At 73.3% G+C, this 23,019-nt stretch carries 23 protein-coding genes; 18 read left to right on the forward strand and 5 right to left on the reverse strand.

Annotated elements, in window-relative coordinates; all coding sequences use genetic code 11:
• Positions 1 to 205: 205 nt before the first annotated feature.
• Both BM076_RS07380 and BM076_RS07385 read left to right on the forward strand, forming a co-directional pair.
• Positions 206 to 757 (forward strand): SRPBCC family protein, encoded by a 552-nt coding sequence (locus BM076_RS07380; protein WP_093712553.1) that lies wholly within the window; start codon positions 206 to 208, stop codon positions 755 to 757.
• A 163-nt stretch (positions 758 to 920) separates the two neighbouring features.
• Complete coding sequence (locus BM076_RS07385) at positions 921 to 1,454, forward strand: GNAT family N-acetyltransferase (protein WP_093712554.1); 534 nt, start codon at positions 921 to 923, stop codon at positions 1,452 to 1,454.
• Between the two features lie 24 nt (positions 1,455 to 1,478).
• Here the strand turns inward: BM076_RS07385 and BM076_RS07390 are convergent, their stop codons facing one another.
• The gene (locus tag BM076_RS07390) at positions 1,479 to 1,781 is read right to left on the reverse strand and encodes a hypothetical protein (protein ID WP_143120538.1); all 303 of its coding nucleotides are present in this window, start codon (positions 1,779 to 1,781) and stop codon (positions 1,479 to 1,481) included.
• A 100-nt stretch (positions 1,782 to 1,881) separates the two neighbouring features.
• On the opposite strand from BM076_RS07390, the gene BM076_RS07395 reads away from it, so the two are divergent.
• The 4 genes from BM076_RS07395 (at position 1,882) to BM076_RS07410 (ending at position 5,335) form a co-directional block, all read left to right on the forward strand.
• Positions 1,882 to 2,592: a L,D-transpeptidase family protein gene (locus BM076_RS07395; RefSeq protein ID WP_093712688.1), complete on the forward strand. Its 711-nt coding sequence runs from the start codon at positions 1,882 to 1,884 to the stop codon at positions 2,590 to 2,592.
• A 95-nt stretch (positions 2,593 to 2,687) separates the two neighbouring features.
• Positions 2,688 to 3,872 carry a hypothetical protein gene (locus BM076_RS07400; RefSeq protein WP_093712556.1) on the forward strand — a complete coding sequence of 395 codons (1,185 nt, stop codon included), beginning with the start codon at positions 2,688 to 2,690 and terminating at the stop codon, positions 3,870 to 3,872.
• A gap of 266 nt (positions 3,873 to 4,138) precedes the next feature.
• The gene (locus tag BM076_RS07405) at positions 4,139 to 4,747 is read left to right on the forward strand and encodes a flavin reductase family protein (protein ID WP_245795817.1); all 609 of its coding nucleotides are present in this window, start codon (positions 4,139 to 4,141) and stop codon (positions 4,745 to 4,747) included.
• 87 nt (positions 4,748 to 4,834) lie between these two features.
• Positions 4,835 to 5,335 carry a cupin domain-containing protein gene (locus BM076_RS07410; protein ID WP_093712689.1) on the forward strand — a complete coding sequence of 167 codons (501 nt, stop codon included), beginning with the start codon at positions 4,835 to 4,837 and terminating at the stop codon, positions 5,333 to 5,335.
• Between the two features lie 69 nt (positions 5,336 to 5,404).
• Here the strand turns inward: BM076_RS07410 and sigJ are convergent, their stop codons facing one another.
• Positions 5,405 to 6,448 (reverse strand): RNA polymerase sigma factor SigJ, encoded by a 1,044-nt coding sequence (gene sigJ, locus BM076_RS07415; protein WP_093712558.1) that lies wholly within the window; start codon positions 6,446 to 6,448, stop codon positions 5,405 to 5,407.
• 336 nt (positions 6,449 to 6,784) lie between these two features.
• Here sigJ and BM076_RS07420 point away from each other — a divergent pair, with 336 nt between their 5' ends.
• From BM076_RS07420 to BM076_RS07460, 9 genes are all read left to right on the forward strand, one after another.
• Positions 6,785 to 7,417 (forward strand): hemerythrin domain-containing protein, encoded by a 633-nt coding sequence (locus tag BM076_RS07420; protein WP_245795819.1) that lies wholly within the window; start codon positions 6,785 to 6,787, stop codon positions 7,415 to 7,417.
• A gap of 205 nt (positions 7,418 to 7,622) precedes the next feature.
• On the forward strand, positions 7,623 to 8,810 hold the full coding sequence (locus BM076_RS07425; protein WP_093712691.1) for a beta-ketoacyl synthase N-terminal-like domain-containing protein: 1,188 nt from the start codon (positions 7,623 to 7,625) through the stop codon (positions 8,808 to 8,810).
• Positions 8,811 to 8,944: 134 nt separating this feature from the next.
• Positions 8,945 to 10,579, forward strand: a complete 1,635-nt coding sequence (locus BM076_RS07430; protein ID WP_093712559.1) for an NAD(P)/FAD-dependent oxidoreductase — start codon at positions 8,945 to 8,947, stop codon at positions 10,577 to 10,579.
• A gap of 260 nt (positions 10,580 to 10,839) precedes the next feature.
• Positions 10,840 to 12,342 carry an FAD-dependent monooxygenase gene (locus BM076_RS07435; protein ID WP_093712692.1) on the forward strand — a complete coding sequence of 501 codons (1,503 nt, stop codon included), beginning with the start codon at positions 10,840 to 10,842 and terminating at the stop codon, positions 12,340 to 12,342.
• 74 nt (positions 12,343 to 12,416) lie between these two features.
• Positions 12,417 to 13,808 (forward strand): MFS transporter, encoded by a 1,392-nt coding sequence (locus BM076_RS07440; RefSeq protein WP_093712693.1) that lies wholly within the window; start codon positions 12,417 to 12,419, stop codon positions 13,806 to 13,808.
• Positions 13,809 to 13,924: 116 nt separating this feature from the next.
• The gene (locus BM076_RS07445; protein WP_093712560.1) at positions 13,925 to 14,395 is read left to right on the forward strand and encodes an acyl carrier protein; all 471 of its coding nucleotides are present in this window, start codon (positions 13,925 to 13,927) and stop codon (positions 14,393 to 14,395) included.
• The gene (locus tag BM076_RS07450) at positions 14,392 to 15,258 is read left to right on the forward strand and encodes a 4'-phosphopantetheinyl transferase family protein (RefSeq protein ID WP_093712561.1); all 867 of its coding nucleotides are present in this window, start codon (positions 14,392 to 14,394) and stop codon (positions 15,256 to 15,258) included. Before BM076_RS07445 ends, BM076_RS07450 begins: the two co-directional genes overlap by 4 nt.
• Positions 15,259 to 15,263: 5 nt before the next feature.
• The gene (locus BM076_RS07455) at positions 15,264 to 16,859 is read left to right on the forward strand and encodes an acyl-CoA carboxylase subunit beta (RefSeq protein WP_407640629.1); all 1,596 of its coding nucleotides are present in this window, start codon (positions 15,264 to 15,266) and stop codon (positions 16,857 to 16,859) included.
• A 192-nt stretch (positions 16,860 to 17,051) separates the two neighbouring features.
• Positions 17,052 to 17,444, forward strand: coding sequence for an acyl-CoA carboxylase epsilon subunit (locus BM076_RS07460; protein ID WP_407640630.1), 393 nt, complete (start codon positions 17,052 to 17,054; stop codon positions 17,442 to 17,444).
• Between the two features lie 143 nt (positions 17,445 to 17,587).
• Here BM076_RS07460 and BM076_RS07465 read toward each other — a convergent pair whose 3' ends face one another.
• The gene (locus BM076_RS07465; protein WP_093712563.1) at positions 17,588 to 17,788 is read right to left on the reverse strand and encodes a hypothetical protein; all 201 of its coding nucleotides are present in this window, start codon (positions 17,786 to 17,788) and stop codon (positions 17,588 to 17,590) included.
• Between the two features lie 186 nt (positions 17,789 to 17,974).
• Here BM076_RS07465 and BM076_RS07470 point away from each other — a divergent pair, with 186 nt between their 5' ends.
• Positions 17,975 to 18,616, forward strand: a complete 642-nt coding sequence (locus BM076_RS07470; protein ID WP_093712564.1) for a DUF6629 family protein — start codon at positions 17,975 to 17,977, stop codon at positions 18,614 to 18,616.
• A gap of 27 nt (positions 18,617 to 18,643) precedes the next feature.
• Positions 18,644 to 19,504: a preprotein translocase subunit SecD gene (locus BM076_RS07475; RefSeq protein WP_093712565.1), complete on the forward strand. Its 861-nt coding sequence runs from the start codon at positions 18,644 to 18,646 to the stop codon at positions 19,502 to 19,504.
• Between the two features lie 34 nt (positions 19,505 to 19,538).
• Here BM076_RS07475 and BM076_RS07480 read toward each other — a convergent pair whose 3' ends face one another.
• Positions 19,539 to 20,633, reverse strand: a complete 1,095-nt coding sequence (locus BM076_RS07480) for a baeRF3 domain-containing protein (RefSeq protein WP_093712566.1) — start codon at positions 20,631 to 20,633, stop codon at positions 19,539 to 19,541.
• Positions 20,634 to 20,694: 61 nt separating this feature from the next.
• A complete protein-coding gene (glsA, locus tag BM076_RS07485) occupies positions 20,695 to 22,074 on the reverse strand; it encodes a glutaminase A (RefSeq protein WP_093712567.1) in 1,380 nt (459 codons plus the stop codon).
• A 194-nt stretch (positions 22,075 to 22,268) separates the two neighbouring features.
• On the opposite strand from glsA, the gene BM076_RS07490 reads away from it, so the two are divergent.
• Positions 22,269 to 22,898, forward strand: a complete 630-nt coding sequence (locus tag BM076_RS07490; RefSeq protein WP_093712568.1) for a hypothetical protein — start codon at positions 22,269 to 22,271, stop codon at positions 22,896 to 22,898.
• Positions 22,899 to 23,019 lie beyond the last annotated feature (121 nt).

Consider the following 23,019-nt stretch of genomic DNA (forward strand, 5'->3'; position numbering starts at 1 on the left):
TCGGCCTCCGGCCTGCGGTTTCAGCCCCCGGCACGCAGCGTTCTCACTCCAATGGCCGCATTGCCACGACATGTACCGGTTTGCGGTGCACGCTGTGCGAGAGGAGTGAAACAGGCGGCGGTACCGCGCCGGAGCGCGCACCCCAGGGTGCGGTCGGCGTCCGCGCGAAGGGTCGCCGTCCACGCCGCTACCGGGGAGGTTTGTGATGCCGAGCGTGTCCACGCATGTGTACGTGGCGAGGCCGACCACGGAGGTTTTCGACTTCCTCGCAGACGCCCGCAATCTCGCCCTGTGGAGCTCCGGGGTGGCCCATGTCGATCCCGCGCCCGTCGCCCCGGGGGTCGGCGCGGAGTACCGCTACCGGTACCCCGGGCGGCACCGCCCGCACCGGCTGGTGTGCGCGGCCTTCGAGCCGGGGCGGCGGATAGTGTTCCGCGGCCAGCGCATGTGGTGCCCACTGGGCACCCAGGTGCCGGAGTACGGCTTCGACCTCGTCCCGTACACCGGCGGCACCCAGGTGCGGCTGTCGGTCACCAGCTCGCTGCGCGCGGCGCTGCTGCTGCTCGCCCCGGTCGTCGCGATGGCCTGGCGGCGCGACCTGCCCGCGGACGGCCGGAAATTCTGCGATCTGCTGGGCGGTCCGCTTGCCCCGTCGGCCCCGCTGCACGCTCCTGTCACGGCCCGCGCGCTGCCCGCCGCGTCCGAGGGGCAGGTGCGGCCGACGTCGGCGCCGAGTGGCTTCGACTTCGCTCATTGAGTGTTAAACTAATAATGTGAAGGCGACGCACACGCGTCCTTCACCCTTTACCGCCCCGGCCAGGTCCCCCCGTCCCGGCCGGGGCTCCTTCACGTCCGGACGCGCGAGCCGGTTACCGCCCCCGCACCGGGCCGTTGTCGTACCCCCGTCGTACGGTGCAGGGATGAACGACACTCCAGAAACCCGCGTCCGCCTGGAGCGGTGGTCGGCGGACGACCTGCCGCTGCTCCGCAGGATCAACGCACCCGAGATGACCGACCACCTGGGCGGCCCGGAGACCGAGGAGCAACTGCTCGTCCGGCACCGGCGCTATCAGGAGATCGACGGCAGCCGCGGCCGGATGTACCGCGTCGTGCTGCTCCCGGGCGGCGAGGTGGCCGGCTCCATCGGCTTCTGGGAACAGACCTGGCAGGGGGAGAAGGTCTACGAGACCGGCTGGGCGGTGCTGCCCGAATTCCAGGGCCGCGGCGTCGCCGCTGCCGCCGCCCGCGCCCTGGTCGAGCGGGCCGCGGCGGAGGGCGACCGCCGCGTGCTGCACGCCTTCCCCTCGGTGGACCACCCCGCGTCCAACGCCGTCTGCCGCAAGGCCGGCTTCCGCTGCGCGGGCGAGGTCGACTTCGAATACCCCAAAGGTCATCCGATCAAGTCCAACGACTGGGTGATCGATCTGGGGCCGGACACCGGGGACACCGCCTAGGGCCCGTCGGCCTGTCCCGCGCGGTCAGTCGCCCGCGGCCCGCAGTTGCGGCACGATCCGCTGCCGTACGTAACCGCGGACGTCCTGGCCGCGCATCGCGCCCTGGATCACCGTCACCGACCGGCGCGCGGCGGCCCTGCGCAGCTTGCGGCGCGCCAGGGGGCCGACCCCGCCGCCGATCACGAGCGCGCCGGCCCCGCCGCCGTCGATCAGTTCGATCGCGGCGCCCGTGCCGGTGACGCCCCGCGCGTCGAAGCCCTCCTCGCGGAGCACGGTGACCGCGGAGCTGACAATGCTCTCCATGCGGCCGATCACCACTACGGTCATGCTTGGCTGCTGCCCATTCACGGCCCGCGCACACCCCGATGGCGCCCATCCGCCACCGCCGTACCGAGGAGACCCCGTGCACCCGCTGATCCCGACCGCCGTGGCCACCGCCGCCGCCCTCGCCACCACGCTCGCCGTGGGCGGCCCGGGTCCCGGCCCCGGCACGGCGCAGCCGAAGCCGGTCGCGGCGCTGCCGCAGATCATGAAGAACACCGGCGGCGGCACCCAGCTCATCACCGCGACCGCCGACTCGCTCGGCTCCACCACCGGCACCCTCGTGTGGTGGGAGAAGAAGGACGGCGTCTGGAAGTCGGCCGGGTCGGCACCCGCCCGTTTCGGGGCGCGCGGCCTCGCCGACGGCGCCACCCGGCAGCAGAACACCAGCACCACTCCCACCGGTCTCTACGGGCTGCCGCTGGCCTTCGGCAACGCCGCGGCGCCGGCCGGCACCGCGCTGCCCTACCGGGCGGTGACGCCGACCGCGTGGTGGTGCGAGGACACGCGGTCGACCTCGTACAACCGCTGGGTCGACCCGCTGCCCAAGGACTGCCGGGGCAGCGAGTCCGAGCGGCTGGCCGACTACCCGACGCAGTACGCGCACGCCGTGCTCATCGACTTCAACTACGCCAAGCCGGTCAAGGGCCGCGGCGCCGGGATCTTCCTGCACGTCAACGGCGCTGGCGCGACCGCCGGTTGCGTCTCGGTGCCCGCCGACGCGCTCAACCGGATCCTCGCCTGGCTGCGGCCCGCCGCCCAGCCGCACATCGCGATCGGCACCACCGGGGGCAGCACGGCGGTCGTCGGCTACTGACCCGTACCGCCGCACCCCGGCGTGCTGTTGGGTGACGCTACCGGCCCGTACCGTAGGGCACAGGCGCAACACCCGTGACGCGAAGGGGATTTGCCGTGTCGTTCGCAGAGGACCGCTCCGAGGCCGTGGCCGACGTCGCCCACGCGCGGAGGTACGGAGGCGAGTGCCTGGTGCGCGAGGCCGACGGCGGTTCGGGGGAGACGGTCGGCACGGAGACCGGGCCCAGGATGCTCTCGCACGCAGAAACGGTCCAGATCGTCCACGCCCAGTTCGTGCTGATCGCGCTCGGGGCCGACCTCGGCCGCCTCCAGACCGCGGGCCGCAGCTGCTACCGCACCGCCGTCGCCTTACAGCGGGAGCGCCCCGCGGACTCCCGCGCCTACGCCAGGGCCGCCGATCTGTGCGAGCGCGCGGCCCGGCTGGTGGTGGCGGCCGGCGCCGCGGCCGACGAGCGGGCCCGGCGCCGGCTGCTCGCCGTCGCGGAGCACGACACCGCCGTGGCGACCGGCGCGGTGGACCCCGAGGTCGCCGACCGCGCGCGGCGCGTCCTGGAGTCCGCGCTGGCCGGGGCCGACTCGCTGCCCGACCGCCCGGGAGGGGAGGACCCGGCCGGCGCGACGCCACCGGCCGGTGCCACCGGCCGGCGCGGCCCGCGCTATCCGGGACCCACCTACGACGCGGCGACCGGACGGCACCGCGTCGGCGTCGGCGCGGCGGGCGACCCCGCGCACTGGCAGCTCAACACGCCCGGCGTCGGCATGGAGAACGGCCTGATCTGCGGCGCCGCGGGCAGCGGCAAGAGCAGCTTCCTGCTGATGGTGCTCTACGAGGCGTCCTGCCGCCCGGAGTTCGAGCTGTGGCTGGCCGAACCGGCCGGCCGGCGCGCGCTGCCGGAACCCCTCACCGGCGCCGCCGCCCGTACCGCCGCCACCCGCCAGGAGACGGTGGACCTGCTGCGCGACGCCGTCGGGGTGATCGCGGAACGCGCCCGCGCCCACGGGCCCGTGCCCGACCCCACCCCCGACCTCCCCGGCATCCTGCTGGCCGTCGAGGACTGCGCGCCGGTCTTCGCCGACGACCCGGAGGCCACCCGGCTCGCCGAACGCGTCGTCGCCGTCGGCGGCCGGTTCGGCGTGGCGCTGGTGGCGACCGCGCCCGACGCCGGCCTCGCGTCCTTCGGCGGCAGCCGCGCCCTGCGGACGGGGCTCGCCCGCACCAACTGCTTCCCGCTCGGCCCGGACGGACGGCGGACCCTCACCGAGGTGCGCCGCGCGGGCTGAGCGCACAGCCTCCCCGGCGGCGCCCCACCGTGCCGAACGGCCCCCGGCACCACCGGATTTGACACTCCCGTGACATGCGCCTTGCCGTCCCCGGAAGGTCGGGCGGTGCATCTGTCGTTCCCGACGCAGTTCTGAAACCGGGGATCTTGTGACGAACCGGCGGACCGAAGAAGGTAGTGGTCAGGATCCGGTGCGGTGTGGGCGAAAGCCCCCGACGTGGTCCCTTTCCCCGAACGTCCGGCTCTGTGGTGTGGGAGGTGTGGACGATGGCAAGTGCGACGTCGTCGAAGGCGGTGGCACCGCCGGGACAGCAGGCGGGCGCGCGGAGTCCGGCGGGCGGCCCGATGTCGCTGCATCAGGCGCATCCGGTGGACGGCCGGTCGCTGCGGACCGTGTGCGGCATGTTCGTCACCGGAGTGACGGTGATCACCAGCGGTGAGGCGGGCAACGCCGAGGGCACCACGGTGAATTCGTTCACCTCGGTGTCGCTCGACCCGCCGCTGGTGCTGTTCTGCCTGCACAACGAGTCCCGACTGCGGTCCGTGGTCAAGGAGTCGGGGAAATTCGTCGTCAACTTCCTTCAGGGACAGCAGGAGGGCGTCGCTCTCGCCTTCGCGGGCAAGGGCACCGCCGAGATCCACGACGTGGCCAACCACCCGTCGGTGACCGGCGTCCCGGTGCTGAGCGAGGCGCTGGCGTTCCTGTCCTGCCAGGTGGCCGACGAGTTCGACGGCGGCGACCACACGATCTTCGTCGGACGCGTGGTCGAACTCGGCGTCCCCCGGCAGCACCAGGAGCCGCTGGTCTTCTACCGCGGCTGGCTCGGCGCGCTGGAGGAAGAACTGCGCGGCGTGCACCCGATCTTCGACGGCTGACGGCTGACGGCGCCGGCCGCGGGCGCGGCACGTGCAACAGCGGGTCCTGGGCAGTGCGGAAACCGACCGTGGAGGGTTGTGGTGAGCATGGATTCCGGCAAGGTCGTCCGACTTGAGGACGTCGTACCGATCACATACGGCGGAGGTGAGGAGACCCGCTTCCTGCTGCGCGGCTCCGACACCAGCGGCCGCTCCTCGTTCTACGAGGTACGGATGCCGGCGGGGGAGGGCTCGGTGTGGCACGTGCACCACGACACCGACGAGTCCTTCTACGTCCTGGACGGCGAGTTCGAGATCAAGGTGGGCGAGGAGATCCACAAGGCGTCGGCTGGCACGATGGTGCACGGCCCCCGCGGTGTGTGGCACTCCTTCTTCAACGTCGGCGACTCGACCGGCCTGATGCTGTGCACCATGACGCCCGGCGGCATCGAGCTGTTCTTCGAGGAGCTGAGCGCGCTGCTGACCCGCCCCGAGCGGCCCGACTGGGACACGATCAAGGCGGTCGGCGAGCGGCACGGCATCACCGCGGCCAAGCCCCAGGGCGGCCCGCACGGCGGTCCGCCGGTCGGGTCGGGAGCCGCCGGATGACCGGCGCCCTGCTCGCCGTCGGGTGACGGGGGGCGGCCGGTCCGGGGGATCACCCGGCGGCTCCCGGGTCTACGGGGCGTCCGCCTCGGGGTCGAAGTCCAGCTCCAGGTCCGTTTCCGGGGCGAGCCGCGGCACACCGGTCGGTACGCCGTTCTCGTCGAGGCGGACGCGGGAGAGCTTGTCGGGGTTGGTGACCAGGTAGATGTCGGTGACCTGGTCGTTGCTCGGGTTGAGGTCCATGACCATGACCGCGTAGGGCGAGTCGCCGGAGAAGACCACCGCGGAGGGGTCACCGTTGACCTGCTGGTAGCGGATGTCGAGGGTCTCCGGCAGCCGGCTGGTGGCGTAGCCGTTGAGGAAGCGGGCGACCTTGTCGCGGCCGGTGACCGGGCGCAGCGCCGAGCGGACCTTGCCGCCGCCGTCGGTCCACATCGTCACATCGGGCGCGAGCAGGCTCATCAGCTCGGCGATGTCACCGCCAAGGGCCGCGGCCACGAAGCGCTCGGTGACCTGCTGCTGAAGGTGCGGATCGGCCTGGTAGCGGGGCCTGCGGGCCTGGACGTGCTCACGGGCCCGGTGGGCGAGCTGCCGGACCGCGGACGGACTGCGGCCGAGGATCTCGGCGATCTCCGTATGCGCGTAGCCGAACACCTCGTGCAACACGAACACCGCGCGTTCCAGCGGTGTCAGCGTCTCCAGCACCACCAGCAGCGCCATCGACACGGACTCGTTGCGCAGCGCGGACTCGGCCGCGTCCACGGCCTGCGCGCCCTGCGGGGTGTCGCGGGCCTCCGGGGTCTGGGTGATCAGCGGCTCCGGCAGCCAGGGACCGATGTACGTCTCGCGGCGCCGGCTGATCGTCGCCTGCCGGGCCAGCGCCTGATTGACGGCGATCCTCACCAGATACGCGCGCGGGTTGTCGATCTCCTCCGCGTCCGGCTGCCGGACCCTTCTGGCCCAGGCCAGCCAGGTTTCCTGAAGGACGTCCTCGGTGTCCGAGACACTGCCGAGCAGGTTGTAGACCACCGAGAACAGAAGTTCCCGATGACCGACGAACTCCTCGGTCGCACGGTCACCAGCAGCCGAGGGAAGCTGAGCCGATGTGTCGGACACGATAGTGAGCCTCCTGTGATGCGTTTGCCCCTATGAGGTACCGCGGACCCGAAAGCGTGACACTTCCACCGTAAAATGTGACGCGCGTCTCTTTCATCTGCGCAATCGCGTTCCCGGCCACCGCTCTCCTTGAGTGCTGGGATGATCACACCGCGCCACGATGTCACATTTTCCGTGGCCGAAAGCTCATTGATGCCGCGGGGCCAATGGCGGTCTGGCGGTGGCCCGGACACCGGGCCCGGAGGGGAGCCCGCGGACCGCCGGGGCTCCTGGCGGCACTCCCGAACCCCGGGAGGCCGAATATCGACATACGCACTAAGAAAGTGGTGGGCCGTCGTGGCCGAGTCGAAAGATCCGAACGTGGACATCGATTTCACCGTGATGTACGCGACGCACAAGGCGTTCCGGCGCGACCTGCGGCGGCTGGCGGCGGCCGTCGCGGCCGGGCAGGCCGACAAGCCGCAGGTGCGTGCGGGGTGGGACAACTTCAATCACCAGCTCCACAACCACCACTCGGTCGAGGACCGCGCGCTGTGGCCGCAGGTGGAGGCGAAGATCACCGACCGCCCGGACGACCAGCGGCTGATGAAGGAAATGGAGGACGAGCACGCCGAGTTGGGCCCGCGGATCGAGGCGGTGGACACCGCGATCAAGGGCGGCGGCGGTGACCTGGCCGCGCTCATCGAGGACCTCTACCAGGTGATGGACGGTCACTTCACGCACGAGGAGGAGGCGGCGCTGCCGCTGATCCAGGACGTGCTGTCGCCCGCCGAATGGCGGACCTTCGGCCTCGCCAACGCCAAGAACCTCGGCATCAGCGGTGTCAGCGTCTACATCCCCTGGGTCATCGACGACGCCACCCCGGACGACCAGAAGGCGTTCCTCGGGTCCTTCCCGCCGCCGCTGCGCGTGGTCAACAAGCTGATCTGGCAGCGCGGTTACGCCAAGAAGGAACTGTTCAAGGTCTGACCGGACCCGGGCACCGACGACCGGGCGGACGAACGGTCGGAAACGGCGGGCACCGCGCCACCGGGCGCGGTGCCCCGTGTGCTCGGGCACTGTGAAGGGGCATGGCCATGGACAGCACAGCGATCGCGGCGCGGGCCCGACCGGCCACCGCCGCCCGCCGTACCGGGTGGACACCCGGCACGGCCGAGCCGCGGCGGAGGACGTCGTGACCGGCTCCGTGGTGGTGACCGGCCTCGGCATCGTCTCGCCCACGGGCCTGGGCGCCCGGGACTACTGGGCGCAGGCGTGCGGCGGCGGACCGAACGCGGCGCGCCGGGCCGGGCCGCGCGGGCGGACACGGGCCGCGGCCGGTATCGCGTGGCCCGCCGCCGCGCTGCTCGACCCCGCCCCCGGCGACCAACTGTGGGGCAGACCCGCCCCGCAGGCCGACCGGATGGCCCGGCTCGCGCTGGCCGCCGCCGACTGGGCACTGGCCGACGCGGGCATCCGGCCGCAGGACCTGCCCGACTTCGGGCCCGACGCGGTCACGGCCGTCACAGCGGCGGCAGCCGCCGCCGGACGGTACGGCGAGGGCCGCCGGCCGGGCTTCGGCACCGGCTTCCGGGCCGGCCGGCCGTACGGCGGACCGCGCGGCCGGACGGGCGGACAGAGCGGTGCATACCGTTCCTTCGCCTGGTTCTACGCCGTCAGCAGCGGCCAGATCTCGATCCGCGACGGCATGAAGGGCCTGGACGCCGTGGCCCACGCCCGGCGGCAGATCCGGCAGGGCGGACGGCTGATCGTCTCCGGCGGTGTGGACGCTCCCGTGTGCGCCGACCGGTCGCACGACGGCGGCGCGCCCCCGGCCACGGGCCCGGCAGGACCCGCCACTGCCGCCAGGCCCGGCGGCGGCGCCCTGCTGGTACTGGAGACCGCGGGCGCGGCACTGGCCCGCGGCGCCACGATCTACGGCGAGGTCGCCGGCTACGGCGCGACCTTCGACCCCGACCCCAGCGGCGGGCGCGAACCCGGCCTGCGACGCGCGGTGGAACTGGCACTCGCCGACGCGGGCGCCGTCCCCGGCGAGGTGGACGCGGTGTTCGTGCCGGGTCTCGACGCGGCCGAATCCGCCGCCGTCACCACGGTGTTCGGCGTGCACGCCGTCCCGGTCACCGCGCCCCGCACCATGACCGGGCACCGCTACCCGGGCAGCGCGGCACCGCTCGACCTGGCCGCGGCGCTGCTGGCGATGGAGGAGGGCCTGATCCCGCCCACCGCCGACATCCTGCCGTCCCCCGGCTACGACCTGAACCTGGTCCTGTCGCCGCGCACCGCGGAACTGCGCACCACCGTGGTGGTGGCCCGCGGCCACGGCGGCTTCAACTCGGCCGTGGTGCTGCGCACCCTGGACTGACCGCACTCCGGACCGACCGCACCACCCGTGGACCCGCGCGTCCCCCTCTCCCGCACCCGGGAGACGGGGACGTTTTCGCGTGCCCCGGCACATTCCTACCCCGGCACATTCCTACCCCGGAGGGACGAAGCAGCATGAACACAACCGCCCAACAGGCCACGTCCGGCGAGAAGTACGACGTGGCGATCCTCGGCGCGGGTATGGCAGGCGGCCTGCTGGGCTCGGTGCTGGCCCGTAACGGGGTGAAGGTCCTGCTCATCGACGCCGGGGTGCATCCGCGCTTCGCAGTGGGGGAGTCCACCATCCCGTACACCTCCTCGATGACCCGGATCCTCGCCGAGCGCTACCAGGTGCCCGAGATCGAGCCGCTGGCCAGCTTCAAGGGCATCCAGGAGAAGATCGCCCCGATGTGCGGCCGCAAGCAGAACTTCGGCTTCGTGCACCACGTCGAGGGGCAGCCGCAGAATCCCGAGCACATCAACCAGCTCGTGGTGCCCGAGTGGCAGCGCACCGAGACGCACCTGTTCCGGCAGGACGTGGACGCGTATCTGTTCAACCTCGCGGTGAAGTACGGCGCGGTGCCCAAGGTCGCCACGAAGATCGCCGACATCGAGGTGTACCCGGAGCACGGGGTGCTGCTCCGCTCCGACAAGGGCGAGGAATTCCACGCCAGTTACCTCGTCGACGGCAGCGGCTTCCGTTCGCCGGTCGCGGAGAAGTTCGGGCTGCGCGAGACGCCGACCCGGGCCAGGGCGCACTCGCGCTCGATGTTCACCCACATGGTGGGCGTCACCCCCTTCGACGACGCCAAGGCCGGCCGGGCGCACAAGAAGCCCAGCCCCTGGCACCACGGCACGCTGCACCACGTCTTCGACGGCGGCTGGCTGTGGGTGATCCCGTTCGACAACCACGACGACGCCCTCAACCCGCTGTGCAGCGTCGGCCTCCAGCTGGACGAGCGGAAGTTCCCGGCCGAGCCGGGGGAGAGCGCGCAGCAGCAGTTCGACCGGTTCCTGGAGCGCTACCCCGAGATCGCCGAGCAGTTCAGCGGCGCCACCGCCGTACGCCCGTGGGTGTCCACCGGCCGGCTGCAGTACTCCGCGACGCAGACCGTCGGTGACCGCTACTGCCTGACCGCGCACGCCGCCGGTTTCATCGACGCGCTGTACTCGCGCGGGCTGACCAACACCATGGAGGTCGTCAACGCGCTCGCCTGGCGGCTGATCGAGGCGTCCAAGGACGGCGACTGGTCCACCGAGCGCTTCCAGTACATCGACAGCCTCCAGCAGGGCCTCTTCGACGTCCACGACGACATCGTCTACTGCTCCTTCGTCGCCTTCCGCGACTACGACCTGTGGAACGCGGTCGTCCGCGTGTGGGAGTCGACCAGCATCCTGCCGACGGTCACCATCGACCGCGCCTACCGCGCCTTCATGGCCGACCCCGAGCGTGACCCGCAGGTCTTCCTCGACCTGGAGAAGCGTGACGCGCCCGGCCTGCCCGCCCCGGTCGGCCAGGACATATCCGAGCTGCTCGCCTTCGCGCGCGGCGTCTGCCAGCAGGTCGAGGCCGGCACGCTGGAGGCCAAGGCCGCCGCGGCGCAGCTCTTCGAGCGGCTGCAGAATTCCGCGTTCCTGCCCGCGCCCTTCGAGCTGGGGAACCCGGACAACAGGTGCTTCGAGGCGACCCCGGCGATCATCCAGAGCGCCGTGGAGTGGGCGGGTACGGACGCCGCCCCCGCGCACATCGCGCAGCTCTTCGGGCGCTGAGCGCCCGGCCGCGTCACAAGCGCCACCACACGCGGCGCCGCCCGTACGACTGCGTTGCCCGTATCACCGCGTGCCCGTACGACCGCGTCGCCCGTACGACCGCGCCGCCGGCCGCCTCCTGACGGGCGGTCCGGCGGCGCGCCCCGCCCGTGGCCCCGTGCGCCGGCGGCGTCTTCCCGCAGCTTGCCCTCAGATCATCCTCAGACAGGAGTTCGGACGTGGACGAGAAGGACGACAAGGCCGCGGGCGGAGCCGCTGCCCTGGACACCGATGTGATCATCGTGGGCGCCGGCCCCACCGGGCTGATGCTCGCCGGCGAACTGCTGCTGGGCGGCGCCCGGGTGATCGTGGTGGAACGGCTGACCGAGCCGACCGGACAGTCCCGGGGTCTCGGCTTCACCGCCCGCGCCATGGAGGTCTTCGACCAGCGCGGGCTGCTGCCCGCCTTCGGCGGCCCCGACGGCAGCCTGGAGATCTCGCCGGTCGGCCACTTCGGCGGCCTGGTCTTCGACTACACGGTGCTGGAGGGCGCGCACTTCGGCGCCCGCGGCATCCCGCAGAATCTCACCGAGTCCGTACTCGAAGGGTGGGCGAAGGGCCTGGGCGCCGACATCCGGCGCGGCTGGGAATTCCTGGACGTCGACAACGGCGAGCACGAGGTGACGCTCACCGCGGGCACCGCCGACGGCGTACGGCACCTGCGCGCGTCGTATCTGGTGGGCTGCGACGGCGGCAAGAGCGCGGTCCGCAAGACCGTCGGCTTCGACTTTCCCGGCACCAACCCGACCCGCGGCATGTACCTCGCCGATGTCGTCGGCTGCGGACTGCGCCCGCGCTTCCTCGGCGAGCGGCTGCCCGGCGGCATGATCATGGCGGCGCCGCTGGGCGAGAACGTCGACCGGGTGATCGTGGTGGAGAACGGCACCCCGCCGCCGGACCGCACCGAGGAGCCCACCTTCGAGGAGGTCGCCGGCGCCTGGCAGCGCATCACCGGCGAGGACATCAGCGGCGGCACCGCCGACTGGGTCGGCTCCTTCACCGACGCCAACCGACTGGTCACCGAATACCGTCGCGGCCGGGTGCTGCTCGCGGGCGACGCCGCGCACATCCACCTGCCGGCCGGCGGCCAGGGCCTGAGCACCGGTGTGCAGGACGCGGCCAACCTCGGCTGGAAGCTCGCCGCCGTCGTGGCCGGCTGGGCGCCCGAAGGGCTGCTCGACACCTACCACGGCGAGCGCCACCCGGTCGGCGAGCGGCTGATGATGAACACCGCGACCCAGGGCATGGTCTACGTGGGCGGGCCGGAAATGGACCCGATCCGCGAGATGTTCGCCGAGCTGATCGACTACGACGAGGTCAAGCGGCACCTCGCGGGCACCGTCAGCGGACTGGACATCCGCTACGACTTCGGCGCGAAGGAGGACGGCCACCCGCTGACCGGCCGCCGGCTGACCCGGCTCGCGGTCACCACCGACGGCGGCGACACCGACACCACGCAACTGCTGCACACCGCGCAGGGCGTCCTGCTCGATCTCGCCGACCGGTCGGCGGCGCGCGCGGTCGCCGCGCCCTGGAAGAGCCGGGTGCTCACCGTCAGCGGCACGGTCGCCGACCCCGAGAGCCTGGCCGCGCGCGAACTGGCCGGGGCCACCGCCGTCCTGCTGCGGCCGGACGGACATGTCGCCTGGGCGTCCGCGGAGGGTGACGAGGGCCTGGCCGAGGCGCTCCAGCGCTGGTTCGGCGCGCCCGAGACGGGCGCGTGAGGCACCGGACCCGACCGGAAGGCGCCGGTCCCGCGCGGACCGGCGCCCTCCGCCGGCCGAAAGGCGGCTTCGGGGTGCTGCCGTCCCCGAGCGGCGCCTTCCGGTCGCTGTACGTCCGCAATTTCCGGCTCTTCGCCTTCGGCCAGGTCCTCTCCGCCGCCGGCACCTGGATGATGGTGGTCGCCCAGGACTGGTCGGTGCTCTCGCTCACCGACAACTCGCCCACCGCGCTGGGCCTGGTGACGGCCCTTCAGTTCACCCCGGTGCTGCTGCTCGCGCTGTACGGCGGCCGGCTCGCCGACCGGCACGACAAACGGACCCTGCTGATCGCCGCCAATCTCGTCTGCGGGGTGCTCGCCGCTTTGCTGGCGCCCCTGATGCTCACCGGCGCGCTCCGGCTGTGGCACCTGTACCTGTTCGCGCTCGGCCTCGGCACCGCGAGCGCGGTGGAGATCCCCACCCGCATGTCGTTCGTCCGGGAGATGGTCGGCCCCGAACTGCTGCCCAACGCCTCGGCGTTGAGCGCCGCCTACTTCAACATCGCCCGCGTCGCGGGACCGGCCGTCGGCGGACTGCTCGTCGGCCGGTTCGGCACCGGACCCGTCGTCCTGCTCAACGCCGTCAGCTATCTGGCCACGGTCGTCGCGCTGCGGATGATGCGGCCCGCCGAACTCCACCGCGGCCCGCCGGGCGCCGCCCGGGCGCGGGTCGTCGACGGACTGCGCTACACGATGAGCCGCCCGGACCTGCTGTACCCGCTGGCACTCGTGGCGGCGGTCGGGCTGCTCGGCTTCAACTTCCAGCTCACACTGCCGCTGGTCGCCAAGACGGTCTTCCACACCTCCGCGGCCTCCTTCGGACTGCTCACGACGGCACTGGCCGCCGGTTCGCTGCTCGCCGCCCTGGTCACCACCTCGCGCACGACCCGGCCGAGCGGGCGTCTGGTGACCGGCTCCGCGCTCGCCTTCGGCGTCGCCGAGACCGCGGCGGGCTGGGCCCCGACGTACCTCAGCGAGATGCTGCTGCTCGCCGTCACCGGCTTCACCACGCTGTACTTCGCGCAGGCCGCCAACCACCGTATCCAGCTCGGCGCGGACCCCGCCTTCAGCGGGCGGGTGCTGGCCATCTACGCGCTCATCCTGCAAGGCACCACACCACTGGGCGCGCTGCTGGTGGGCTGGCTCACCGCGCACTGGGGCGCCAGATCCGGACTCTACGCGGGTGGCATCGGCTCGCTGGCCGCCGCGGCCCTGGTCATGCTGCTCGACCGGCCGCGTACGGCCGGTGCCGAACTGTCCGCGGTCGGCTCGGGCCCCGCGCACGTCGCTGACGCCGCGGATGCCGTGGACGGTGCGACCTCCGTGGACGGTGCGCGCTTCGCGGATGCCACGGATGCCGCGGACGTCACGACCACCGCGGACGCCGTGCCGGAGCCCGCCGGCGGACCCGACCCGGCCCGCTCCTGAACCGACGGCGCGACCCTGAACCGACCCCGAACCGACCCCGGAACCACCGGCGTCGCGCCGCGCCCACGCGCGGCGGCGCCGGTCCGCGCACTACCGATGGAAGGCGGTAAGCCGTGATGGAACAGACGGTCCCTCTACACCTGAGGGGGCTGCCCGACCCCGACGTCCTGCGTGCCGCGGGCATCGACGTACGGACCAGGATCATCGAGCGCTACATCTGCCGACAGCTGGAGCCGTACCTCCATGTGCCCCCGGCCCACCGGATCAGCACCGACCGGTCGCTGCGCAGCCAGGGCGTCGACTCGATCACCGCGCTGGCGCTGCGCCGCCGGCTGGTCACCGCGCTCGGGGTGGACGTCCCCGCCGCCGACCTGCTGCGGGACGACTCGGTCACCGAAGTGGCGGCACTGCTGGCCGGGTTGGTGACCCCGGCGCAGGACGTCCCGGCGGCGCGGCCGGCACCCGCCGTACCGGGCGCCGCCCCCGTGTCCGTACCGGCGGCGCGCACCGCACCCGCGGCGGAGACCGGGCACGACACGCCGGCGGAGAGGCCGCGGCTGACCGCCGTGGCACGCGCCGTCCGGTGAGCGGCGCGGTGGAGCGTACGGGGGCCGCCACCGCACCGGCTCTGACCCTGGCGCCGGGGGACCTGCACATCTGGGTGCTGCCCCGGCCGTGGACCCACACCGACCCGGCACCGCTGCCGGTCGGCGAACTCGACGACGGCGAACGCGACCGCGCCGCCGGCCTGACCCGCACCGGCGACCGGGTGCGCTACCTGTCCGCGCACGTCGCCCTGCGCCGCCTGCTGTCGGCCTACACCGGCATCGAGCCGCAGGCGCTGCGGCTCGGCCGGGACCGCTGTCCCTGCTGCGGCGGCCCGCACGGCCGCCCCGTGCTGCTCGGCCGCGGGCGCGAAACGGCGCAGGACTGGCCGCAGTTCTCGCTCTCGCACAGCCACCAGGTCGCGGTGGTCGCCCTCGCCGGCGCCACAGTCGGCGTCGATGTGCAGCGGGTGCCGCCCGCCAACGCCGTACGGCTGTGCCTGCCCGATCTGCACCCGGCGGAACAGGCGGAGCTGGCCGCCGTGCCCGGGCGCCGCAGGCCCGCCGCCTTCGCGCGGCTGTGGACCCGCAAGGAGGCGTATCTCAAGGGCCTCGGCACCGGGCTGCGCCGCGACCTGGCCGCCGACTACCTCGGGACCGGCGCCCCCGGGCCCGCCCGGCGCGGCACGCCGCACCGGCCCGCGGGCTGGTCGGTCACCGATGTACCGGGGCCGCCCGGCCACGCCACCGCGGCGGCCGTCCGGACCCCGCACCACTACCGCACCGTTGTCCGCACCCTGACCGCCGACTGCCTCCACGCCGAGGACGCCACGGAGCTGATCGCCGATTCACGCGCGCGGGTGCACCGCGTACCGCAGACCGCCGCCCGGCGGTCGCAGAAGTGATCGACATGAACCCGAGCAAGGGAGAGTGGAGCGCCATGTCCAACGCGGAGTCCCAGGCCCCCGACCGGCTGGAAGAGCTGAGCAGGCTCAAGGAACTGGCCCGGCAGGGGCCCGACCCCAAGGCGACGGAACGCCAGCACGCCAAGGGCAAGCTGACGGCCAGGGAACGGATCGACCTGCTGCTGGACAAGGGCAGCTTCACCGAGGTCGAGGCGCTGCGCCGGCACCGGGCCAGCGGTTTCGGCCTGGAGGGCAAGCGCCCGCACACCGACGGTGTGGTCACCGGCTGGGGCACCGTCGAGGGCCGCACGGTCTTCGTGTACGCCCACGACTTCCGGATGTTCGGCGGCGCGCTCGGTGAGGCGCACGCCGAGAAGATCCACAAGATCATGGACATGGCCATCTCGGCCGGCGCGCCGCTGGTGTCGCTCAACGACGGCGCCGGCGCCCGTATCCAGGAGGGCGTCTCCGCGCTCGCCGGCTACGGCGGCATCTTCCAGCGCAACACCCGCGCCTCCGGCGTCATCCCGCAGATCAGCGTGATGCTCGGCCCGTGCGCGGGCGGCGCCGCCTACAGTCCGGCGCTGACCGACTTCATCTTCGCCGTCCGCGGCATCTCGCAGATGTTCATCACCGGGCCCGATGTCGTCCAGGCCGTCACCGGCGAGGAGGTCACCCAGGACGCGCTCGGCGGCGCCGATGTGCACGCGGGCGTCTCCGGCGTCGCGCACTTCGCCTACGACGACGTGCACACCTGCCTCGCCGAGGTGCGCTACCTGCTGTCGCTGCTGCCGTCCAACAACCGCGAACTGCCGCCGGTCAGCCACGGCGACGACCCGGTGGACCGGCCCGGCGACCGGCTGCTGGAGATCGTGCCGGACGACGGCAACCGCAGCTACGACATCAGGGATGTCATCGAGGAGATCGTCGACGACGGCGACTCGATGGAGGTGCACGCCGCCTGGGCGCCCAACATCGTCTGCGCGCTGGCCAGGCTCGACGGCCAGACGGTCGGCATCATCGCCAACCAGCCGTCGGCGATGGCCGGAGTGCTGGACATCAAGGCGTCCGAGAAGGGCGCGCGCTTCGTGCAGTTCTGCGACGCCTTCAACATCCCGCTGATCACCCTCGTCGACGTCCCCGGCTTCCTGCCCGGCGTCGACCAGGAGCACGAGGGCATCATCCGGCGCGGCGCCAAACTGCTGTACGCGTACTGCAACGCGTCCGTGCCGCGGATCTCGGTCGTGCTGCGCAAGGCGTACGGCGGCGCGTACATCGTCATGGACTCGCAGTCCATCGGCGCCGACATCGCGCTCGCCTGGCCCAGCAACGAGATCGCCGTGATGGGCGCCGAGGGCGCCGCCAATGTCGTCTTCCGCCGGGAGATCGAGGCGGCCGACGACCCCGAGGCGATGCGCCTGCAGAAGATCGAGGAGTACCGCAGGGAACTCGTCCACCCGTACTACGCCGCCGAGCGCGGCCTGGTGGACGACGTCATCGACCCGCGCGACACCCGTGCGGTGCTGATCCGCTCGCTGCACATGCTGCGGACGAAGGACGCCGATCTGCCGCGCCGCAAGCACGGCAACCCGCCGCAGTAGCGCGAGCCGTACGGCTTCTGGACCTCTGCGACTGCCGGACCCGACCGACTGCCGGACCTCTGCGACTGCCCGCCCCGCACGATGGCCGGACCCGCACGATGGCCGGACCCGTACGACTTGCAGACCCGTACGACGGCGTTCCGTCAGTCGCTCCCATCCTTCCCACCGTTCCCACCCGAAGGGGATCCCGCCATGCCTGCCGCCATCACCGCCGCCCCCACGCCCACCGCGCCCCACCTGGTGCGGGTGGGGACGGTGACCATCCCGGCGCAGCCGGGACAGCCCGACATGGAGACGATCAACGCGGCGCCCGCCGTGCTGCCGCTCGCCGCACCCGAGTCGGCGCCCGCCGCGACACCCGGGGCACCCGAGACGCTGGTCCGCGTCGAGCGCGGCACCGCGACGGCCGAGGAGATCGCCGCGGTCACCGCGGTGCTGCTCGCCCGCGCCGCCGCGGTCCGCGCGGCGGCCGACGCCGGTCAGGCGTCCGCCTCCCGCCGCCGCGCCGCCGCCCGCTGGCGCTCGCACGGCTTCGCGGGACCGCGCGCCTGGACAACCGGCACCCGCGATCTGCTGGCGAGCTGAATCCCGTAGTCCGCCCCCGACCTCACGACAGCACCGCCTCCGGCCCCACGCGCTCCGGCGCGTGGGGCCTTTTCGCGTTCCCGCGACCGCTGTTGACCGCCGGTCGGGGACCCTGACAGCCGGTCGGAGCCCGCGGCGACCGGTCAGATCATCGGCAGCACGACAGGACCCCGGCAGTGCGGGCACTCGCTGAGCCGCGGATTGTCGCCGACCGTGCAGTCGTGGCAGAGCAGCCGGCCGCACGCGCTGCAGATCATGATGACCTCGCGCAGGACATCGGTGACCGCGACGATCACCTTGGCCCGCGGTTGCAGACCCTGCCGGCGCTTTCGGCGGAAGATCATCGGGCGCCCCATCCGGTCGACTGTTCCGACCCCGCAATGGTGGAGCAAGGCCGCCGGGACCGGTCCCGGCGGCCGAATCCCCCGGGTGCGCGGCGAGGCCCCGCTGCCAGGAGGCGGGCGGGAGACGTAGCGTGGCGGGACGTACGGACAACGGATCATCGGACCGCACACCCGAGGTGAGACCGCATGTGCTTCAGCGCCACGGCCGATCTGGCGGCGGGCTCGCTGATCTGCGCGCTCGGCGTGGCGTGCGTGGCGCGCGTACGCCGGGTGCGCGATCTGCCGCTGGCCGCGCTGCCGTTGCTGCTCGGCGCGCATCAGCTCGTCGAGGCCGCGGTGTGGCACCGCGGCGGCGGCACCGGCGTCGCCACCACCGCCTGGGCGATCATCGCGCTGCCGCTGCTGGCCGCTTATGTGCCGCTCGCCGTGCTCGTCGCCGCGCCGCCCGGCGCGCGACTGCGGCTGGCCGTCCCCGTCCTGGCCGGACTCGGCACCGCCGCGGTGCTCGGCGCCTGCCTTGCCGACCGGGCGCCGGTCGCCGACATCCGCGGTCACACGGTCGGTTACGCGGTGGACGTGCCCGCCGTACCGCTGCTCATCTCCTGCTATCTCCTCGCGACCGTCGGCTCCCTGCTGATCACCGCGGACGCGCGGCTGCGGCTGCTCGGCGGCCTCACCGGCGCGGGCGCCGCGATCTGCGCGGCGGTGTGGCGGACCGAATTCGTCTCCACCTGGTGCGCGTTCGCCGCTGTGGTCTCCGTCGTACTGCTGCTGTGGGTACGGCGGCCCGCCGCCGGGGCCGCGCCCTCCGCCGTACCGCTGACGTAGTCACGAACGGCCCGCCACACTGGGCACATGCGTACTCACCGTACGGTCACCGCGGCCGCTCTCACCCTCGCCCTGGCCACGCTCGCCCCGGTGCTCGCCGCCTGCTCGTCGTCGGACTCGCCCGCGGACAAGGACGCCGTGCGCGCCGTCGACCCCAGGCCCTCGGGCAGCACCGCGTCGGGACGGACCGTCGCCACGTACACCCCGGCGACGGCGATGAGCGCGAGCGACCTCGCCACCACGGTGGAGCGGCTCAAGGCGCGCGCCGCCGCCTTCGGCCTCGACGGGACCCGGATCGAGCGGCACGGCAGTCTCATCACCGCCGACGCGCCGGGTGACAGCGGCGACCGGCTGCGGCAGCTGGCCGCCACGGCCGAACTCACCTTCCGGGCCGTGAAGGGTGACCGCGCCGCCAGACCCGCCGATGTGCGGCAGCGGTTCAACGCGCTCACTTGTCCCGCCACCGGTACGCCCCCGCTGTCCGAGCCGCTGGAGCCGATGCCCGCCTGCGACAGCGACACCGGCAGGAAACTCCTGCTCGGCCCGGTCGTGCTCGACGGCGAGGACGTCAAGAGCGCGAAGTCCGACCTCAACACCGGCGGCGGCACCGACTGGGTGATCAATCTCAGCTTCACCGACCGCGGCGCACAGGACTTCGCCACCGTCACCACGGACCTGTCGCAACAGACGCCGCCCGCCGACCAGTTCGCGATCCTGCTGGACGACAAGATCCTGTCGGCGCCCACCGTCCAGCAGGCCATCACCGGCGGCGAGGCCCAGATCACCGGCGACTTCACCCGGCAGCGCGCCGAGAACCTGGCCGCCCTGATCAGCACCGGCGCGCTCCCCGTACGGCTCACCGTCAGCGACGTGGCGCGGCAGCCGTAGCGCGGGCCGGCCCCACCCGCCCGGTGCCGGGCGGTCAGTAGCGCAGCACCGCCGCGAGGTGGTCGCTGTCGGCGAGGGTGCCGTCGGGGACGAAGTGGACGCGGGCGCCGGTGTCGAGGGCCTGTTCGGCGATCTCGTCCACGATGTCGTCACGGGCGCCGGGATCGCCGGAGGCGGCCGGGACCAGGTGGTCGGCGTCGTCGCGCACCGTGGTGCGGAAATTGTCCTCGATCACCACCACCGCGGCGCGGCCCTCGACGACGGACTGCCACACCTCGTCCACACCGGCGGCGAAGGCGCGCCGGCCCCGGGCGGCGTCCAGCTCGCCGAGCACGTCGGCCACGTCCTGCTCGGCGCGCTCGCGCACGGCGTCCTCCACGGCCTGCCGGACGGCTTCCGCGGGCCCCTTGGACAGGCCGCCCTGGAGGACGTGGGCGGCCTCCTTGGCCGCCGGGCTCATGTCGTCGAGCACGGTCAGCGCCTCCGCCTCGGCCACCACGTACAGCGGGCGCGGCTCCGCGGCGAGCACCGAGCCGAGCGCGTCGGCGACCTCGCGCATGTAGCGGCGGGTCTCCTCGTCGTTGAAGGTGCTCGGCCGGTCGCCGATCTGCTCCTCGCGCTCGATGTCCGGCTCCGGCAGCGAGCGGGTCATCGGGAAGGCGCCCGCGGTGTGCGCGGTGACCCGCTCCCGGCCGCCGTTCCACAGGCTCGCGTGGTCCGCGGAGACGGCCAGCACCCAATACGGCTGGTCCGCCGCCTGGGCCGCGATGAGATTGCGGGTCAGGAAGGTCTGCGCCAGCAGCACCCGCTCCGGCACCGTACGGTCCAGCGACCACACCTGGTGCTCGCCGGGCGCCGCGAAGATCGCGAGCCCGTCCTCCGCGTGCACCAGATCGACCTCCGTCAGCGCCTTGTCGAGGTGCTCCACGACATCGATCCGGTCGGCCCGCGACACCTCGGGGTCGGACTGCACCGCGTCCTTGGCCCGCGCGATCAGATTGCGCAGCCGTACGGCGTCCTGCGCGTTGTCCGGTTCGCGCCGGTGGGTCGGCATCAGGACGGAGACGGCGGGGTAGTGCCGCGGGCGGCGCAGATCGGCGAGGGTGGCGGGGCTGAGAGGCGAGTGCATGGCAAGCCCTTCCGACGAGGTCCCCCCGGACATGACATCCCTTTGTCTCTTTATGGATATATCAATGTGGAAGTGATCGCAGCTCGTGCAGCAGCGCCTCCTCCGCCCACGCCAGCGCCTCCTCGCGGCGCGCGTGCCGCACCGCGGCGCCGCCCCAGGCGTCGTCCGCCGCGCCGACCGCCGACCCGCCGACCACCGCCACCCGGTGGCCCGACGCCGCGATCCGGTCGAGCGCCCGGCCGAGCATCAGCCCCGCCACCGGATTGACGGACGTGACCTGGTCCAGGTCGACCACCACCCACCCGGGCACCACCGGCACCGCCCCGGCCAGCGCGTGCAGCAGCCGCTCCGCCGCCGGGAAGTCCACCTCGCCCCTGGCCGCGACCAGCGCGACCCGGTCGCCCGCGCCCGCCAGCAGCTCGCGGTCGGCCGCCGCCCGCTCGCGGCCCGACGCGGCGCGGGCCCCGGCGCCGGCCGCCGTCACGGTGTCCGCGCCCGGCGCCGGGTGGTGCATCAGATGCATGCCGAAGCGTCGCGACAACTCGCGCAGCGCCACCACGCCGCGCACCGAACTGCCGGTGCGGTCCAGCGGCGGGCTGTAGCAGGCGATCCCGAAACGGGCCGGGCTGGCGGCGGTCAGGCCGCCGGACACCCCGCTCTTGGCGGGCAGCCCGACCCGCACCAGCCAGTCACCGGCCGCGTCGTACATCCCGCAGGTCGCCATCACCGACAGCACCTCGACGGCGACCTGCTCGGGCACCACCTGTTCTCGGGTGACGGGATTGACCCCGCCGTTGGCGAGCGTCGCGCCCATCACCGCCAGGTCCACGGTGTTCACCAGCACCGAGCACTGCCGGAAGTACACCTCGGCCGCCTCCACCGGATCGGTGCGCAGCGAGCCCGCGGCGTGCATCAGATAGGCCAGCGCGCGATTGCGGTCGCCGGTGGCGGCCTCCGAGCGGTAGACCTCCTCGTCCACAGCCAGCCGACGCCCGGCGAACGCGCTCAGCGCGTCGAGGATCCGCGCGGACCGCTCGGCGGGCGAATCGGCGGGCACCAGATTGGTGGTCGCGATGGCGCCCGCGTTGATCATCGGATTGGCGGGGCGGCCGGTGCCGTGCTCCAGACTGATCGCGTTGAACGCGTCGCCGCTCGGTTCGTTGCCCACCCAGCGGCTCATCTCGTCCAGCCCCAGCTCGGCCAGCGCCAGCGCGTGCACGAAGGGCTTGGACACCGACTGGATGGTGAATTCGGTACGGGAGCTGCCCGCCTCGTAACGGTGCCCGCCCATGCTCACCAGGGCGATGCCGAAGTCGTCGGGATCGGCCAGCGCGAGCTGCGGGATGTACGAGGCGACCTCGCCGTCCGTCACCGGCAGCAGCCGCCGGTGCACCTCCGCGAGACCCTCGCTGACCACGTCGAACGCCACCGGATCGGTCATGGCCTCATGCTCGGCCCGGGCCGCCGCGCCCGCAACGCGGAGCCGGGACGGGTGGGGCGTGACGGCCCGGGTCACCCGTACGGCGCCGCGCACCCTGCGCGGCCGGGCCGCCGCCCGCAGGGTGGGGGAGGACGGCCCGAGCCCGGCCGCCGCCCGCGACGACCGCGACCGGAGCACGACCGGAGGCGACACCCGTGAGACGAACCCGTACAGGCCCCGCGGCGACCGGACGCCGGCTGCGCTCGCTGACCGCGGCGGCCCTGGTCGCCACCACCGCCGGCGCGCTCGCCCTGCTGTCGGCGTGCGACAGCTCCTCCGACAACGACTCGTCACGGCCGACGACGCCGGGCGGCCCGCCCAGCACCGAGAACTTCTCCGGCTCGCTGCCCTCGCCGCTGGACTCCCTCGCCTCGGCCGCCCAGCAGACGGCCTCCGCCGCGCAGTCCTCGGCCAAGGCCGCCGCCTCCAGCTTCGAGGCGTCGGTCGAGGCCGCGGTCGGCGGCGCGACCGACGAGGCCAAGAAGGAGCTGGCCAAGGTCGACGGCCAGGGCAACGCCGTGAAGGACGTCCAGCTCACCGGCTTCCCCCGGGCCAAGACCGGCGGCCTCAACGCCGTCCTGGTCAGCATCACCAACACCAGCGACCAGAAGGCGTCCTTCGCCGTGAAGGTGGAATTCGCCGACTCCTCCGGCGCCGTGGTGGACTCCACGGTCGTCGGCGCCCGCGATGTCGAGGCGGGCAAGCGCGCCCAGCCGGTCGCCTTCAGCACCAAGGACCCCGGCAAGACACTCTTCCCCCGCGTGGCACAGGCGCAGCGCTACTGACCCGCGGGGCGTTCCGGCCGCGGTGGCCGGCGCGCCCGGTCGGGCACCGCCGGTTTCGCGGACGCCCGCGTCCTCCGCTTGGCGGCCGGCCCGCCGCGCCCCGGCCGCCACCGGCCTGGGC

The sequence above is a fragment of the Actinacidiphila alni genome, assembly GCF_900112845.1.
GTDB classification, from domain to species: Bacteria; Actinomycetota; Actinomycetes; order Streptomycetales; family Streptomycetaceae; genus Actinacidiphila; species Actinacidiphila alni.

Coding starts and splice junctions, on each gene's coding strand:
- BM076_RS07380 (WP_093712553.1), top strand. CDS start 206: ATGCCGAGCGTGTCCACGCATGTGTACGTGGCGAGGCCGACCACGGAG.
- BM076_RS07385 (WP_093712554.1), top strand. CDS start 921: ATGAACGACACTCCAGAAACCCGCGTCCGCCTGGAGCGGTGGTCGGCG.
- BM076_RS07390 (WP_143120538.1), bottom strand. CDS start 1,781: ATGACCGTAGTGGTGATCGGCCGCATGGAGAGCATTGTCAGCTCCGCG.
- BM076_RS07405 (WP_245795817.1), top strand. CDS start 4,139: ATGGCAAGTGCGACGTCGTCGAAGGCGGTGGCACCGCCGGGACAGCAG.
- BM076_RS07410 (WP_093712689.1), top strand. CDS start 4,835: ATGGATTCCGGCAAGGTCGTCCGACTTGAGGACGTCGTACCGATCACA.
- BM076_RS07430 (WP_093712559.1), top strand. CDS start 8,945: ATGAACACAACCGCCCAACAGGCCACGTCCGGCGAGAAGTACGACGTG.
- BM076_RS07445 (WP_093712560.1), top strand. CDS start 13,925: ATGGAACAGACGGTCCCTCTACACCTGAGGGGGCTGCCCGACCCCGAC.
- BM076_RS07455 (WP_407640629.1), top strand. CDS start 15,264: ATGAACCCGAGCAAGGGAGAGTGGAGCGCCATGTCCAACGCGGAGTCC.
- BM076_RS07460 (WP_407640630.1), top strand. CDS start 17,052: ATGCCTGCCGCCATCACCGCCGCCCCCACGCCCACCGCGCCCCACCTG.
- BM076_RS07465 (WP_093712563.1), bottom strand. CDS start 17,788: ATGATCTTCCGCCGAAAGCGCCGGCAGGGTCTGCAACCGCGGGCCAAG.
- BM076_RS07470 (WP_093712564.1), top strand. CDS start 17,975: ATGTGCTTCAGCGCCACGGCCGATCTGGCGGCGGGCTCGCTGATCTGC.
- BM076_RS07475 (WP_093712565.1), top strand. CDS start 18,644: ATGCGTACTCACCGTACGGTCACCGCGGCCGCTCTCACCCTCGCCCTG.
- BM076_RS07480 (WP_093712566.1), bottom strand. CDS start 20,633: ATGCACTCGCCTCTCAGCCCCGCCACCCTCGCCGATCTGCGCCGCCCG.
- glsA (WP_093712567.1), bottom strand. CDS start 22,074: ATGACCGATCCGGTGGCGTTCGACGTGGTCAGCGAGGGTCTCGCGGAG.